Raw genomic sequence first — 15,947 nt, forward strand, 5'->3', positions numbered from 1 at the left:
TTCCCGCCGACAGCACACGCACATGGCATCATGCTCTACGTCCGAGTTGCGAACAAAACTGCCGGTCGCTTGTATTCAGCAATCAACGGCTTAGGCGAAGCCTTCAACGGAACAAGTTATCATTGACTTAATTCAAGGCTACCGGCGCGTGTAGATGGCAACCTGAGTAACGCCAAATACTATCCGCCGAGGGCTATTGGGGTCTAATTTCCTGCGCCCCGCTACATTTTTTCTGAAAGTCAGCAGATTGGCGCTGCTGGCCATAGCTATGCAGCCACGAACCGCTATGGTGTCGTGGAATACCAAAAATGGTATCCATTACACAGCAGAGTCTCCATTTTTTGGAAATTCGAAGCGGCACTCCCTTCCGTGTCAAGCGGAAACGCTTTCAAATGTACCTTAAACCTACAATGCGCTACGTTACAGACGTGGAAAAGAATGCATATACAATAAGAAACCTAAAGCGAGTCTACGGCGAAGGGCCTGCGGCCGTGCACGCATTGCGCGGAGTAAATCTGGACATTCCGGAACGAGAAATCGTTGTGCTACTTGGCGCTTCAGGCAGCGGAAAATCGACCTTGCTGAACATTCTCGGAGGCCTAGATCGAGCGTCCGACGGCAGCATTCACTTTCGCGACCAAGATCTGACTTTGATGTCAGACAAAGAACTTACCCGGTATCGCAGAGATCACGTGGGGTTTGTTTTTCAATTCTATAATCTAATGCCTAGCCTAACTGCTCGAGAGAATGTTGAGCTTGTCACGGAGATCGCACGAAACCCAATGGACCCTGATCACGCGCTTGCGCTCGTCGGATTGACCGATCGCGTTGATCACTTCCCCGCCCAGTTGTCTGGTGGCGAACAACAACGCGTCGCGATTGCACGTGCGGTTGCGAAACAGCCAGACGTGCTGTTTTGCGATGAACCAACAGGTGCCTTAGACAGTAAAACGGGAAGGACTGTTTTACAGGTCCTGAAAGATGTGAATGAGCGGCTGGGTGCAACTGTTCTGATTGTGACCCACGCGACGTCTCAGGCAGCCATGGCTGACCGGGTCATCCGCTTTGGTGATGGCGCTGTAATCGAAGTTACGCAAAACACCTCCAAAGTCGCGCCAGAAGATATCGAGTGGTAGCTGCAGAATGTCTGCAATGGCAAAAAAGCTCGCTAGAGATCTGTGGCACATCAAAAGTCAGGCTACGGCGATCGGTTTAGTTGTTGCACTCGGCGTCCTGATGCAAGTCATGCAGTCCGGATTGGTTGTCAGCTTGGATGAGACCCGTACGGCGTATTACGAAAGATATCGTCTTGCAGACGTTTTTGCGCCGGTTGTCGCAGCTCCAGAACATATTGCCGAAGACTTACGGAATTTACCTGGAGTTTCATCGGTCGACACCCGAGTGGTCGGGCAGGCTTTGGTGGACTTACCGAATATAGAACTGCCCATTCGCGCTCTGGCCATTTCGCTTCCCGAAATCGGCGAAGCCAAATTGAATTTGATCTATTTGACCGATGGTCGACACCTCTCTCGCGAGCGGCCTGATGAAATAATTGTTTTGCAAAGCTTTGCGCAGGCTCACGGCTTAAGACCCGGAGATCAGATCTCTGCAACCATGAACGGGGCGCGGCGAAACTTCGAGGTCGTCGGACTTGCAATGTCGCCTGAGTTTCTTTTTGCCGCAGCGCCGGGAGAAATGGTGCCTGACGATAGTCGATTTGCAGTTCTGTGGCTCAGTCGTCCAGCTATGGAGGCGGCATTTGACCTGAACGGAGCTTTCAACGAAGCCCTCTTTTCGTTGAGCCGCGGAGCGGAAACACCTGCGATCCTTCGTGCAACCGATAGGGTCTTGGACAAGTTCGGGGGACTTGGCGCGTTCCCGCTTAGTGATCTTGCCTCGAACAAGTTTGTTTTAGAAGAAATTGACGGCTTGCGCCGTACGTCTGCTACAGTCCCCCCGATCTTCTTGGCCGTCGCTGCGTTTCTTCTTTACATTGTCATTTCCCGTTTGGTGGCTTCTGAAAGGGAAGAAATCGGATTGATGAAAGCATTCGGTTACACGAATTGGGAGGTTGGAAGCCACTATCTAAAAATGGTCCTGATAATTGCTGGGGGTGGAGCCATTGTAGGTGGAATATTGGGAATAGTTGCCGGACGCGCGCTGATAGATGTCTACCTCGTTTATTACAAATTCCCGTTTTTAGTTTTTCGACTGGAACCTCTGAGCGTTACGCTTGGATTTTTAGCGAGTATTATGACATCTTCGGTCGGAGGGATGGTGGTGTTGCGTAGGGTATTTGTCTTGACACCTGCAGTGGCGATGCGGGCCGCGGCGCCAGCCGATTACAGCAGAAGCGGGCAAATCGGAAAAGCCTTAGCCGGGTATCTGGACCAACCAACTCGAATGGTGTTGCGCCGGCTTACGCGCCAGCCCGTGCGAATGATAGGCGCGATAACAGGCGTCAGCGCCGGCATCGCTCTGTCAGCAGCAATGGCTTCAATTCTAGCAAGTTTCGACAGAATGGCTGAGCTGACCTTCGATATCATGGATCGGAGCAACGTGTCCGTCAGTTTTATCAACCCCATTTCTCGCCAAAGCCTGTTCGACGTACAGTCAATCGAAGGAGTAATTGAAGTTGAGCCTGTTCGCATCGTGCCCGCAATCTTTAAGCACGGTCGTCTTTCCTATCGCGGTGCGATTACCGGATTGACTGAATTTCCAAGGTTGAACCGCGCAATCGACCGTGCTGAACGATCGATCCCGATGCGCCAGGATGGGGTCATTCTTTCATCAGGCCTCGCTAGAATTCTCGACATCCGAGCGGGTGACTGGCTTTCCGTTGACGTACGCGAAGGTCGTCGTCCTGTGTTGCAACTGCCCGTAGTCGCCATTTCCGAAAGCCTCATGGGATCGCCGGCATACATGGAGATAACCGCACTGAACCGTGTTCTCCGCGAACCGGATCGAGTATCCGGAGCATTCATACGAACTGACAAGTATCTTGAGGAGGAGACTTACAAACAGCTCAAGGACATGCCAATGGTGGCGGGTGTGGCGCTAAAATCTGATACTAGAGGTGCGTTTCAGAAAGTGATGGACGAAGGAGCAGGCGCCATGCGCTACATTATGGCCTTGATTGCCGGGGTTATAACGTTTGGTGTAATATACAATGCAGCTCGTGTCGCTCAAGCCGAACGCGTCCGGGATCTGGCAGCGCTGCGAGTTTTGGGGTTCACAAGAACAGAAGTAGCCTTCGTCTTGCTAGGTGAGTTGGCCGTCGTCACGTTGCTGGCGCTGCCTTTAGGGGCGTTAGCAGGCTATGGTTTGACCATTGCGGTCTCTCAAGGTTTCAGTACGGACCTGTACCAAATCCCCCCCTACTTTAGTTTCAGGAGTTTTGGGCAAGCTACTGTGGTTGTGGTCATTGCAGCATTGCTTTCAGGGTGGTTGGTTAAACGCAATGTGGATCGGTCGGATCTGGTTCTGGCACTCAAATCAAGGGAGTAGCATTCGTGAGCGCGCGAAAAAGGTACTCTCGGTCGATCTTAACAATTGTTTCAGCGATTGTGGTTGCGGTTACTCTCCTTGCCGCTTTCTGGCCGCGCCCGATACTGGTCGATATTGCGACGGTAGAACGCGGCAATATGATTGTTACCATCAACGAAGAAGGCAAAACGAGGGTTAAGGAACCCTATGTCGTTTCTTCCCCTATTGCCGGTGAACTGCAACGTGTTACGGTTCTGCCCGGTGACCGTGTCGTCGGTGGTGAAACGATCGTTGCCCGCATGACGCCGGCCAATCCATCGGCTCTGGATGTACGTACCCGCGAGCAAGCACTTGCTGCGGTCAGCGCCGCCGAAGCAGCGCTCAGGGTTGCCCGCGCGGATTTAAACGCGGCATTGGCTACGGACGACTTCGCGCAAAGCGAACTTGAGCGCACACAAAAGCTTGTTGCTAAAGGCATAGCAAGCAAAGTCACGATGGAAAGGTCCGAGCAGGCCGCCAGAATCGCTAAAGCCAACCTCGATACAGTCCAGGCTGCAATCGCGATGCGAGAGGCAGAACTGGCCAATGCGCGCGCGCGATTGATTGGATTTGATGACGCAGGTCTAGCCGAAGCGCTTGAGGATAGCGGGGCGCCCTCCTACAGCATTCCGCTGCGCGCACCCATAGACGGAACTATTTTGAAAGTTATCCAGAAAAGTGAAACAACACTCCCGGCTGGTGAGCCGATATTAGAAATCGGAAACATCGAAGGCGACCTCGAAGTAGTGGCAGAACTCTTGTCGTCAGAAGCGGTGCAGGTCAGCGAAGGGGATCGTGTAATTATCACCAATTGGGGCGGCCTTGGCGATCTGAGTGGTTCAGTTAGCCGGATTGACCCCTATGGATACACGAAGTACTCAGCACTGGGAGTAGAGGAACAGCGGGTTGAAACCACGATACAATTCGACGGTCCAAGCGAGGTTCGAGGGACTTTGGGACACGGATATCGTATCGAAGTCCGCATAGTCGTCTGGGAACAAGAAGACGTTACCATCGTTCCTTCAGCTGCGCTGTTTCGACAGGAAGCGAATTGGGCCGTCTTTGCCAATGCTGGCGGCCGCGCAGTTCTAAAGAAAGTGGACATCGGCCAAAACAATGGTGTCGAAGCTCAAGTGCTAAGTGGATTGGAGCCGGGTGATAGGGTGGTTCTTTTTCCATCAGCCAATCTGATTGACGGCTCGCGAATTGAAAATAGGCAGATAAAGTAACGGGTCTTTTTTCGGGCGGTTTGACCATTTCTGTTTTGGGCTCGAAGTAGTCGTTGGCGGGGCCTTGGCTGTCCGTCCGGTCTAGGAAAGCGAACGGCATCTTATACCGTTCGCCGATCGTTTACATGTCGATCTTCTCGGCGATTGCCAACGCATCTTCGAGCTCGACCCCAAGGTATCGAACCGTGCTGTCTACTTTGGTGTGTCCGAGCAGGAGCTGGACCGCACGAAGGTTGCCGGTCTTTCGATAGATTTGAGCGGCTTTGGCGCGCCTCAGCGAATGCGTGCCGTATCCGCTCGGGTCCAAGCCGATTGCCGACACCCAGTCCTGGACAAGCCGCGCGTACTGCCGGGTCGAGACATGCGGTCGATCATGGATCCTGCTGGGAAACAGAAACACACACCCGACCATCTCGGAAGACGAAACCCAGTTCCAGATGGACTCACGCGTGTCTTCAGAGACCTCGAACTGGACTGGTCGTTGTGTCTTGCTTTGGATGACAGAGACACGATCGCGGACACTGCCCCCAATCACGAATTCGGCGACCTTCAACCGGACGAGATCGCAGCCACGCAACTTGCTGTCGATCGCGAGGTTGAACAGGGCGAGGTCCCTGAGATTCCCCGCCAGTTCGAGGCGGGCGCGCATCGCCCATACCTGCTTTGGGAGCAGCGGGCGTTTCTGGCCCGCAAGCCGCCCTTTGTTCCACGGGCGGCGTTTCGGTTTGACAGCGGGAAGTTGGACTTAGGACATGAGATTTCCTCAATCCGTCCCTCTCGCTCCCGGCGTCGACACTGTGTAGACGGGGTGATTCTAGCCCAGACCGTGAATGGCCGGTTCCGGATTCGAGGTTGCGTTGCATGTTGCTGCATCGCCGCAAGGCGGCAGAGAGCCCTGAACGGTCTTTCAGAACTGGAAATTAACACCTCAGCTACCGTAGCTCGATGCGGCCGATTTTATGCTACAGTAAGCAGGCACAAATTGGAGATTGTTGGCTCGGAGCAACGGAGATGGAACGCAAATTAGCGGCCATTCTGGCCACCGATATAGTCGGTTTCGCGGGATTGGTATCACGAGATGAAGGCGGAACATTAGCTAAGTTGGTTCGACTAGAACGTGAAATCATCGGCATGCAGGTGGAAGCAAACCGCGGTCGTGTTTTTAAGTCTACTGGCGATGGCTTTTTGGCTGAGTTCTCGAGTGTCTTTGAGGCGGTCAATTGTGCAATCAACATTCAAAGAGCGTGCGCGCGCGAAGCACGCCAATCGAATAGTGACGACCCACTCATTTTACGCGTCGGAGTTTCGCTCGGTGATGTTGTTGTGCACGGCGATGATATACTCGGCGAGGGCGTAAATACTGCCGCACGGCTTGAGGCAATAGCGGAACCAGGCGGAATCGCGGTTTCAGGGGAAGTGATGGCGCAAATAGCTGGCAAGATAGATCTTCCGCTGGCGGATTGCGGTCACAAAAGACTCAAGAGAACTGATAGTCCAATACATGTCTACATGACCATTTCAGAACCCGGGAAAGAAGGAGGTTTTCTGGATTTTGATGAAGATGAATTGGCCAAAACCTTAATAACTGGTGGCTGCATCTGTGGGTTGGTCCGATATGAAATAAACGCGCCTGCCATAAGCACAGGGTATTGCCATTGTAGTTGTTGCAGAAAATTTTCTGGCTCAGCAGTTAATGCATGGGCGGCCTTTCCCGCTTCTGCTGTTCGATTTCTCACCGAGGAACCTCGGTACTTCGCAACTACGCCGATAGCAAATCGTGGCTTTTGTGCCAAATGCGGGGCAAGCCTAACTTATAAGCTCGTGAAGCCACGAGAAACGGCCTATCTGGTCCTGCATACTTCGAGCCTCGACCAACCAGAAAACTTTGCACCCTCGGTCCACTCCGGAATAGAAAGCAAAATGCCTTGGTTTGATATTTTGGATGATTTGCCGCGGACAAGATCTTCAGACTCCAGAGTTTTGCAAGAAGCGTGGTCAAGTGTCGGTCTACCAGACCCCGAGACTTGGGGACCTTTGGCTAAGCCACCTGCAGTATTTTAGTGATGGAGCGATTTCTGCTTTGTCCGTATAGCGGAAGTAGACGATGATCAAACCAAGGTCAGCTATCCGAAGAAGTCGTCCCCACATGTTGTCAGTTTGCCGATCCGATCGTTCTTGCTAGGCTGGACGGCGGAGGAACTGGATGCGTTCACGGATCACGACATTGATGTTTGTCGATATGGTCGGATACTCGCGAATGATGAGCGCCGATCAAGACGCTGCGATCGAGGCGGTTCGTGAGCTTAAGAACAAGCAGCTAGAGCCCGTCTTTTCTGATTTCGGCGGCGAGATTCTCAAACGTATGGGCGATGGCTGGATCATCGCCTTTTCGTCCATCAGTGCGGCTCTAGACAGCGCAATTCAGGTGCAGACGAACCTTTACGATCACCGGAAACTGAAGCTGAGGATCGGGTGTCACCTGGGTGAGATCGTTGAAGATGAAGATGATTTCTACGGTGCCGGTGTGAATATTACGCAGCGTATCCAGACTGAAGCACCGCCGGGAGGTGTGATGGTGTCGGAAGATCTGTTTCGGCAATTGTCCAGCGACCGCGCCAAGCTTCTTAGCGACGCAGGCACGTTCAACCTGAAGAACATTTCGCAACCGGTCAGGCTGTATCAGTGGCGCCCGGCTCCCGGTCTAAAACGGAAGCTGGACGATGTTCCTTCAATCGCAGTGCAGGCCTTCGAATTCGCTCCGATCGATCCAGAAACTGGTGCTGTGGCCGGCGACTTGCGCGACCAGTTGATCGTTCGTGTCTCGCGTCGCAAGGGCGTGTTGATATTCGACGCTTCCGACAAGAACGTGGAAAAGGCGACTTATGACTTGCGCGGACGGTTGCGCATAGCCGGGGGAAGGGGCCGGTTGACTGTGACCTTGACCTCACGGGCAGATGCCCGGCCTGTCTGGTCGCAAACATACGAGGCGCCGACAGAGGATATCTTTGCCTTCTGTGACGAAGTGCTCGAACTGGCGGAGGGTGATCTGCGTCTGCAAACCAATGCATTCGACGGGGATCGCCTGGTCGAAATCCCACTCGAGGATTTGAGTGTCTCGGAACTCAGGGCACGGGCGGCCAACGAATACTACAAAGTGACGATGGAGAGCTGGACGTATGGTCTCGCTCTCATGGAACGTGCGATTTCACTGAATCCGTATGATGCGGTATCGCTTTGCATGCGGGTAGAAGCCCAGATCATGCTGCATGGAGCACGCTACCAAGACCTGCCAGCAGACCTACGACAAATCTATGCCGAGGACCTTAATACGGCGGTCATCCAGTCGCCGCAGAGTGACTACGTGTTCTGGACCCGAGCGTATTTCCGGCTTGCCGTTGATGACGACGTCCCAGGCGCCCGAGCTGATCTGAAGCGAAGTGCAGAAATCAATCCGGCGTATCTCGAGAACTACGAGCTCAGAGGGCAGATCCTCCTTCGGGAGTCCGATTTCGAGGGTGCCGATGCCGCCTTTTCCCGGTTGATCGAACGAGGCGCTCAGAACCCGCTTCAGCCTTACCGGCTGTTCATGAGAGGTGTAGCAAGGTTCTGCGCGGGAGACTTCGAAGGAGCCGCCCAAGATGCTGCCGCGGCTTCTGACCTGCGCCCGAACGAAGCGGGTCACCTGAAACTCCGCGCAATGGCCCTCAATGAAATGCAGATGGGAAAAATGGCCAAAGCTTGCTTGACGGCCGCCCGCAAGCTCTCCCCGGAACCGATGATGACAACCAAGCTGCCAGTTCTGCCGCCCGAGTTTCGCTGGATTTCGGACAAGCTGAAGCCCGGCACCTGATATTTGCGAACAGCAAGAGGGATCTTTTTGGGCGCGCCTCGTCAATGCCCGCTTCGTCCGCAACTCGGACATAGACCTTAGTTTGCTGGACGTCCGGTCTCGGTGAAAGCAGACATCGCACAACGTCGCCCCGATTTCGTCGGCTTGAATGTCTGTTTCTGTCGAAAGCGGTCATTTTTGAAAAACACCCCGAGTTCCGCTATGCGGACAAACCTGCCGACCGGCAGTCGACCGCACAGAAGCGCAAGCACTCATTTTTCCGAAGGAAGTAAATGTCTGCATTCTGAACCGCATGTTGCGCAATCTTAGAACCGGGTAACCGACCGACACCAACGCCTTGGGCTCACCCTTTTTCAGGGGACGACTGGTGATATTAATAGGCACCGTGCCAGTACTTCCGGAGAACCACTTAACCGAGAAATTCGGCTCAGCCAGGCGTGTACCAGATAGGTGACGTGTAGGCACGTTCTTGCGTCTCCGTCGGTGCATCGTCAGGCAGCGACGCGCCCATTCGGAAAGCATCGTACACCGTCCAGCGCGGGGTCGGGATTTCGATAACCCGGGCGTAATAGAAGGCCGATTGAGAGGGATCAAAGTCAGGATCGGTCCATACCGTTCCTATCTCACCCTGCCCGATCGAGTTCGTCCAGGTGGCACGCTCCACGTCGACGGTGGAACCGATGGAGGGCAATTTGCCGTTTGCGTCCGGCTCCCGATCACCGGCCCAGGCCACGTCATACACCTGTTCGTGTGTCTCGCCGTCGGCATCGAGCCAGCCCTTGACGATCTGAATGCGATCCAAATTTCCGCCGATCGGATCCTTCAGCGCATAGACCATGAAGGTTGGCGCTTCCGAACCTTCGGATGGCGGCGGAAGATCCCCGCCCATCGGAGTGCCCTTGGCATAGCCTGCCGTTGCAGGGGTCCGCGAGGTCAGGTCATCCATCGTGTAGTTCCAGCCGCCGAAGAAACGTACCACGATGCGCGATCCCGTCGTTGCATAGACCTCCTTGCGCTCCATCGCATCGAAGATCGCTTCGCGCGTGTTCTCACTCGCCCATACGGCGGCGAGGCCGGATGCGACCATTTCCCAGCCCAAAATTGCCACGTCTCCGAACTGGGCGACTATATGCCCGGGGCGTTCAGGATTGGGCTCGGCCCCGGAATGCTTACCAAAGAAATTATCCTCCTGAGCAGTGGCGAGTGATGTGTGGCTGTCAGTCGATCCAACCATCCCGAACTTGTAGGGGTTGGTGCCGAGCGACGTTTCCAGAAGCAACCCGGTTTTCAACGCCTCACGCGCGTATTCACCGGCAAGCATGTCGTCGGTCTTCAATTCCGACAAGTTCAGGTTGCCCTTGTCCCAGGTTTCGTAATCGGCGAACTCGTCGTTCGGGCTGAGGAAGGGATGTGCCTCTCCATCCCCTTTGATCTGCGTTACTTCGTAGACGGGTTCCCACATTGCACGGGTCTGCGCATACTCTGCATCCAGTTGCCGGCCATCATACTGCGCGGTCTCAGGAAACATAATGCCGTTTGACAGGTTGCCGTTATGTGCGATGGCAAGCACGTCTCCGCGCGTGACATCTTCATAGTTCGCCATCCATTTCCACAAGTCGCGCGGATTGATGGAACCAAGGGGTGCCTCGGTGGTGAACGGATCCATCATGCCAGCCTTTTCGCCTCCGTCGCGGTAAACGACGACGCGATGCATGTTTCCACCCTGGATCAACGAGGTCCATTCATAGCCGATGAAGCTAGTGAAAAGACCGGGTTCGTAAGCTTCTTCTGCGGCCTCAATCTGGCGCTGCCAGACAGAGCGGAAGGGTTTTGATCCTGCCTGGACCGCAAGCACCGGAGAAATCACCTCACCACGCGAATATGCGTCGATGAGTTCCAGAGCGGCTGCCACCCCTTCGTCGCCGCCATTCGCCACCATGGTTGCGATGCGGCTACCCTCAGGATCCGACATGATGGATTGGTCCTGTGCATAGATCATGTCGAAGAGACCCATGTTGTCGGAATGGTCAGCAACCACCAACCAATCGAGCGGCCGTGAAAGCCGCGCCATGAAGCCGGTTGTTGCCTGCACTTCTTGACCCTTGGCAAAGCGATAGGCAGCCCGCGCGTCCAAACGGTTGCCGAAAGCACCTGCATCAAACGAAGTGGACGTATGCAAATGCGTATCCCCCCAGAGAGGCCGGTCGGGTATCCCACGTTGGGCGTAGGGGGAATAGGACTTACCGGGAAAAGCCTTGCTGAGGCTCGAACCGTCGGGCGTCGGCTCGAATGCGAATGCAGCGGCGCCCAGGACCCCAAGTGCCGTTGTCATTGAAAGAAATGATTTCATTGCGAACCTCCCCACACCGGTTTCCGCGGAAATCATATCACGAAACGGCCGCAAATTGATCGACAAAATCGAATTTCTTGGAAACTTCCAGATTGATGCCTGCGTCCAAAGCGGACGTCGGGACCATCTCCTAGGGAAACCGGATGCTGTTTACCCGGGACCTCTTTTGAAGCTTATTCACGTCTGCCTTGGGCTCGTCTCAGTCATCTGAGGCTTTTTTTCAGATGACTGGTGTGCGGACGAAGCTGTCGTTCTCCCATTAACCGGTTTCAGTATCTGGGCTTGAGCAACAGAGATGGCGGGCGCGGTTGCCCTGCAGCAAGAAGCCGAGCGTGATACCGCTGGTAGGCCCAGAGGTCCATGTCGCGAGAGATGAACTCGCTGCCCCTGTCGACGCGGATCAGGTCATCTCTCGGCCCTCAGCCCCTGTTTGATGTGAGACTAGAAGTGTATTGAAAGGTCATCCCGTTCTGTTGCAACTGGCAGCGACGTGGTTGGCCTGTGGCCGAACCAATCCTTTCCAGAACACTCGCTGAGCGTTGAGAAACTTCACAAAGAAGTCCAAAACGGCTATCTTTTTCCGAAGAGGATAGGTGGTGAGGGCATGCTCCCGATGCATGCGGGATTGGATGGAGCGGATTGGTCATCAGACGGCTGCGCAAGATGGCGCCCCCCGAGCCGAGACGACCGACGCTGACCGGACGGCTTGGTCCATCGTTCAGATCGGGCGCATCGAGGACCTGCGCGATGCTGTGCTTGGCGCAGGTCTCGAAGCGGTGCAGATGTCTCGCGGAGGCGTCACCGGCGGTCTCGCCTTTGCAGAGCGCCGGGGGATCGTGTTCACAAGCGGCAGGATCGACGGTGACGTGAACCTGGTGGGACCGCTGTCCGAGGACCGAGTGACGCTGGGCCTTGGAGTGCGGATACCACCGGGCTCATGGCATTGGCACAAGCCGGTGGCGACCGGCAGCGTTGGCGTCTTTCGCGCTGGCGATACCCACGACTCGCGGTACCGGCCGGGTTCACTTTACGCGGCCGCCACGCTGAGCCTCGAGCAACTGGAGGCCGAAGCCGCGGAACATGATCTTGTTCTGGACGCGGCCACCTTGGGTGGGTCGGGATTTCGGCGGGAAATACTCGCGGAACGCCACCTGGCTTCGGTGCGGAACGACCTCGATCGAATTCACCTCGGGCGCGAGATCTCGCGCGATCCCTGCGAGGCGCTCCTCCGGCTGCTGATCAATCATTGTGCAAGGACACCTCGCATTCTTGCCGGAACCGTGGCGACCCGGGGCTATTCCCGGATAGTGGCGATGGCGCGCGACTACATCGCCGCCAACCTGCAAGAGCCGATCCGCGTCGAGGATATCGCGAAGGCGGCGATGACGTCGCAGCGTACACTCTATCGCGCGTTCCTCGAGCTCATCGGCGAACCGCCGCAAAGCTATGTTCGCCGGCTGCGGCTTCACCGCATTCGGAATGACCTCGTCTCGGTTCCTGAGGCCGCCTGCACCATAGCCATGACAGCCCATCTATGGGGCATCGGCGAAGCCGGTCGGCTGTCAGGCTGGTACCGCAACCTCTTCGGGGAGCTCCCGTCACAGACAGTCGCGCGCCAGAGGTCCCGGAACGGGCTGACTCAGTGATCCAAAGCGTGTCCGGCGCGCGCTGCGCGGCACATTGGCAGGATCTGCATATATCGCGCTGACCTCACTGAATATTCTATCGGGTGAATCACAAACCCGTCGACGCTCGGGAATACCACCTTCGGCCCGATTCGCTGTGCGAGGGGGTGTGAGCAACAGGGAGGTCGCAACATGATGAAAATTGCCTTTCAAAGCAGCGCCGCCGTCGCGGCGCTCTGTCTTGCGTTCGGTCCGCTGGCGGTCTTCGCTCAGGATGCAGCGCCCATGTCTCCGCTGGTCGATCAGATCAACGACGGAAACTGGCTCGATCCCGCAGAGGCCGAGAAGCTCCGCGACGAACTGTACTATCAGCGCGCGATACACGCCTACATGACGATGCTGCCAGCCGTGAACACGATCGGAATGCGCGACGGGTCGGAAGCCGCCTTCGGCGAAGGCTACAACGTGCTGCCCATCTGGAAGGACCGGATGGACAGCCGGACATGGGTCCCTACGCCCAACGCCGACGTGATCTATTCGATGTCCTACCTGGACCTAAAGGAAACCGGCCCGCTTGTGGTCGCGGCGCCGCCAAACGTGATCGGCATGTTCACCGATTTCTTCCAGCGCACCCTCACAGACGTGGGCGCCAGTGGACCGGACCGGGCGCGCGGCGGGCTCTACCTCCTGCTGCCCCCGAACTACGACGGGCACGTGCCCGACAACTACTTCACCTTCGAGTCCTCGACCTACAACGTCTTCCTCTTCTTCCGCACGATCATGGCCGAGGGCGACGGCGTTCCGGACCCCGCTCCGGCGGTAGCGCTGGCCGAACAGACCCGGATCTACCCGCTCTGGGCGGAGGAGAAGAACGTGCTGCCGATGGAGTTCCCGAACGCCAGCGGCCAGCGCGTCGACATGATGTACCCGGTCGACAACGCGTTCTGGACCAAGCTCAAGGAATTCGTCGACTACGAGCCGGTGACGGCGATCGACCCGGAGCTGCGAGGCGTCCTGGCCTCCATCGGCATCGTCAAGGGCCAGCCTTTCGAACCGACCGAACGCCAGCAGGAGATCCTGCTCCGGGCGGTCGAGACGGCCCCGAAAATGATCCTCGCCACCAAACAGCTCGGTCGCGACGACGGGCGGCATCTCTACTATGACGATCGCCAATACGAGCGCGCCTGGGCCGCGGCGACCGCCGAGTGGATGCAGGACACTTATCTCGACGTTGATCAGAGGGCCGGGTTCTTCATGTACGCCTACTCTTCGGCACCTGCCATGGTCCAGCGCTCAATCGGTTCGGGCTCGAAGTATCCGTTAACGGTGCGCGACGTGGACGGGAATTTCCTCGACGGCTCCAACACGTACCGGATGCATCTGCCCCCCAACCCGCCCGCGGCCAACTTCTGGGCCGTGACCGCCTACAACCTAACCGATGGCACGATGCCTGAAACCGAACAGTTGCTGCCGTCAACAAACAGCTATTATGACGTCGATACCAACGAGGATGGATCGATTGACATCTGGTTTGGCCCCGAACAGCCAGAAGGTGTGGCCGACACCAACTTCATCCAAACGGTGCCCGGTCGGAACTTTATGGCGATCCTTCGACTCTACGGCGCGGAACTGCCGTTTTACGATCAGACGTGGAAGCCGGACGACCTCGTGAAGGTCGAATGAACCTCAAAACGTCCATGGGCGCGTCGCGACGGCGCGCCCGAAAGGTTTCGGTTTTTTTTTAGGAGTTGCACCATGCACAAGCTTCTTTCTTCGTCCGCAGTTGCCCTAAGCCTCGCTATGGGAGGTGCTATGGCACAGGAAACGATCGACACCCGGATTGGCCCGCTATCGTTCACCCATGATTTTGTGAACGGCTATGGTAAACCGCTGAAGTCTCGACAGAAATCCGGGACAGAAAGTATCAATGGAGTGAGACAGGTATGAGTGGCGGTTCTGGGAGACCAATGCGAACCAGTCTCTACTAAAATGGCGGCACGCGAGAACACCCGGCGAACTCCGGGCAAATTTCTAACTTTCTGAATTTCTTCGGTTTGGATCGAGCGAAGCGACTTCGAACCGAACGTCGCTCTACTCAGGAGTACCGCGCCACCGGCACGAAACACCGCCTACTCGTTTTCACCAGCCCCTGCCTCGGAAGTTCCGAGAAGGCCGTCCAAGACATTGAGCACCTGAAGAAGGGTTTCGCGAGTTTCGTGAAGTCCCGCCCCAAACTTCAACTCGCCTCGTCCGGCCAACACAAGCACCGCAGCCAACACCTCGTTCGAATTCCGCATGAGCTCGACCAGATGCTCTCCAGCCGGACCGTGGGAGCCCGCGAGCCAGTTCTTGGCTGTTCGCTCCGAGACACCCGTCCAGCGCATCACGATCTTGATCGCCCGATGAGATCCGCCGAGCTCCCGCTTCAGCGCGGCTGCAATTGCCATTTGGTATTTTAATCGATCGACCTTCCTCTCGTCGTCATCTGGAAAAGTCTTGCCCATCTTAGGAAACATTTTTCCGAACCTCCGCGTCTATGCTTCGGCCCCATGGAATCACAGGCATTTCCCGTGACTTGCCGAAGGCGAAAAATGAAAGGCTCGGTTCTTGAGCTGGAGGTACGGACATGACGGAGGCGCAATGGCGCCAAGGGGAGCGCAGCCTCGGCGCGCCGCTCAATACGTCCGGATGTCGACCGAGCACCAACGCTATTCGACCGAGAACCAGTCGGACGCGATCGCGCATTACGCTGAGCAGCGCGGGATCGAGATCGTCCGCACCTATTCGGATGAGGGAAAGAGCGGTCTAAGGATCCAAGGCCGCGATGGGCTCAAGCAGCTCATCGACGATATTCAGTCCGGCAAAGCCGATTTCGAAGCGGTGCTCGTCTACGATATCAGCCGCTGGGGTCGGTTTCAGGATGCGGACGAAAGCGCCTATTACGAATACATCTGCAAGCGCGCCGGCATCTCCGTAATCTATTGCGCCGAGCAGTTCGAGAACGATGGCAGCCCGGTCTCAACGATCGTCAAAGGCGTCAAGCGCGCCATGGCCGGAGAATACAGCCGCGAGCTGTCGCAGAAGGTCTTCACAGGCCAATGCAGACTGATCGAACTCGGATATCGTCAAGGCGGTCCGCCCGGCTTCGGCCTGCGGCGCATGCTGATTGACGAGCATGGGGTCGCGAAAGGCATTCTCCAGCGCGGCGAGCACAAAAGCATCCAAACGGATCGCGTCACACTGGTCCCGGGCCCCGCGGTGCTGCCAGACGAATGCTAACCGGTCTCCACATGGACAGAATGGCTGTCCCTTAATCGGCGCAGAGACCCCGCCACTCGGCAAGTGCGGCGGCCCGGTCCGACTTGAAG

Annotated in this window: 11 protein-coding genes and 1 pseudogene; 9 read left to right on the forward strand and 3 right to left on the reverse strand. The window is 56.2% G+C overall.

Features of this window, described 5'->3' with window-relative positions:
- Positions 1 to 410: 410 nt before the first annotated feature.
- Genes AC2FM3_RS13395 through AC2FM3_RS13405 form a run of 3 tightly spaced genes read left to right on the forward strand, consistent with a single transcriptional unit; the run spans position 411 to position 4,754 of the window.
- On the forward strand, positions 411 to 1,136 hold the full coding sequence (locus AC2FM3_RS13395; protein WP_496682649.1) for an ABC transporter ATP-binding protein: 726 nt from the start codon (positions 411 to 413) through the stop codon (positions 1,134 to 1,136).
- Between the two features lie 16 nt (positions 1,137 to 1,152).
- Entirely contained in the window at positions 1,153 to 3,507 is a 2,355-nt protein-coding gene (locus AC2FM3_RS13400) for an ABC transporter permease (protein ID WP_496682621.1), read from the forward strand.
- 5 nt (positions 3,508 to 3,512) lie between these two features.
- Positions 3,513 to 4,754: an efflux RND transporter periplasmic adaptor subunit gene (locus AC2FM3_RS13405; protein WP_496682624.1), complete on the forward strand. Its 1,242-nt coding sequence runs from the start codon at positions 3,513 to 3,515 to the stop codon at positions 4,752 to 4,754.
- Between the two features lie 121 nt (positions 4,755 to 4,875).
- Here the strand turns inward: AC2FM3_RS13405 and AC2FM3_RS13410 are convergent, their stop codons facing one another.
- Positions 4,876 to 5,403 (reverse strand): tyrosine-type recombinase/integrase, encoded by a 528-nt coding sequence (locus AC2FM3_RS13410; protein ID WP_496682626.1) that lies wholly within the window; start codon positions 5,401 to 5,403, stop codon positions 4,876 to 4,878.
- Between the two features lie 362 nt (positions 5,404 to 5,765).
- Between AC2FM3_RS13410 and AC2FM3_RS13415 the strand changes: the two genes are divergently transcribed.
- Positions 5,766 to 6,815, forward strand: coding sequence for a GFA family protein (locus tag AC2FM3_RS13415; RefSeq protein WP_496682628.1), 1,050 nt, complete (start codon positions 5,766 to 5,768; stop codon positions 6,813 to 6,815).
- Between the two features lie 142 nt (positions 6,816 to 6,957).
- Positions 6,958 to 8,604, forward strand: a complete 1,647-nt coding sequence (locus AC2FM3_RS13420; RefSeq protein WP_496682630.1) for an adenylate/guanylate cyclase domain-containing protein — start codon at positions 6,958 to 6,960, stop codon at positions 8,602 to 8,604.
- Positions 8,605 to 9,031: 427 nt separating this feature from the next.
- Here AC2FM3_RS13420 and AC2FM3_RS13425 read toward each other — a convergent pair whose 3' ends face one another.
- Positions 9,032 to 10,954 carry a DUF3604 domain-containing protein gene (locus AC2FM3_RS13425; protein ID WP_496682632.1) on the reverse strand — a complete coding sequence of 641 codons (1,923 nt, stop codon included), beginning with the start codon at positions 10,952 to 10,954 and terminating at the stop codon, positions 9,032 to 9,034.
- 629 nt (positions 10,955 to 11,583) lie between these two features.
- Here AC2FM3_RS13425 and AC2FM3_RS13430 point away from each other — a divergent pair.
- The 3 genes from AC2FM3_RS13430 (at position 11,584) to AC2FM3_RS13440 (ending at position 14,526) form a co-directional block, all read left to right on the forward strand.
- Positions 11,584 to 12,600: a helix-turn-helix domain-containing protein gene (locus tag AC2FM3_RS13430; protein WP_496682635.1), complete on the forward strand. Its 1,017-nt coding sequence runs from the start codon at positions 11,584 to 11,586 to the stop codon at positions 12,598 to 12,600.
- 171 nt (positions 12,601 to 12,771) lie between these two features.
- Complete coding sequence (locus AC2FM3_RS13435; protein ID WP_496682638.1) at positions 12,772 to 14,262, forward strand: DUF1254 domain-containing protein; 1,491 nt, start codon at positions 12,772 to 12,774, stop codon at positions 14,260 to 14,262.
- A 72-nt stretch (positions 14,263 to 14,334) separates the two neighbouring features.
- Positions 14,335 to 14,526 (forward strand): hypothetical protein, encoded by a 192-nt coding sequence (locus tag AC2FM3_RS13440; protein WP_496682641.1) that lies wholly within the window; start codon positions 14,335 to 14,337, stop codon positions 14,524 to 14,526.
- 182 nt (positions 14,527 to 14,708) lie between these two features.
- Here AC2FM3_RS13440 and AC2FM3_RS13445 read toward each other — a convergent pair whose 3' ends face one another.
- Complete coding sequence (locus AC2FM3_RS13445; protein ID WP_496682644.1) at positions 14,709 to 15,083, reverse strand: hypothetical protein; 375 nt, start codon at positions 15,081 to 15,083, stop codon at positions 14,709 to 14,711.
- Between the two features lie 136 nt (positions 15,084 to 15,219).
- Between AC2FM3_RS13445 and AC2FM3_RS13450 the strand changes: the two are divergent.
- Positions 15,220 to 15,834 (forward strand): annotated as a pseudogene (locus AC2FM3_RS13450) (recombinase family protein); the annotation flags it as partial.
- Between the last annotated feature and the right edge of the window lie 113 nt (positions 15,835 to 15,947).

The sequence above is a fragment of the Ruegeria sp. BHSB172 genome (genome assembly GCF_059613165.1).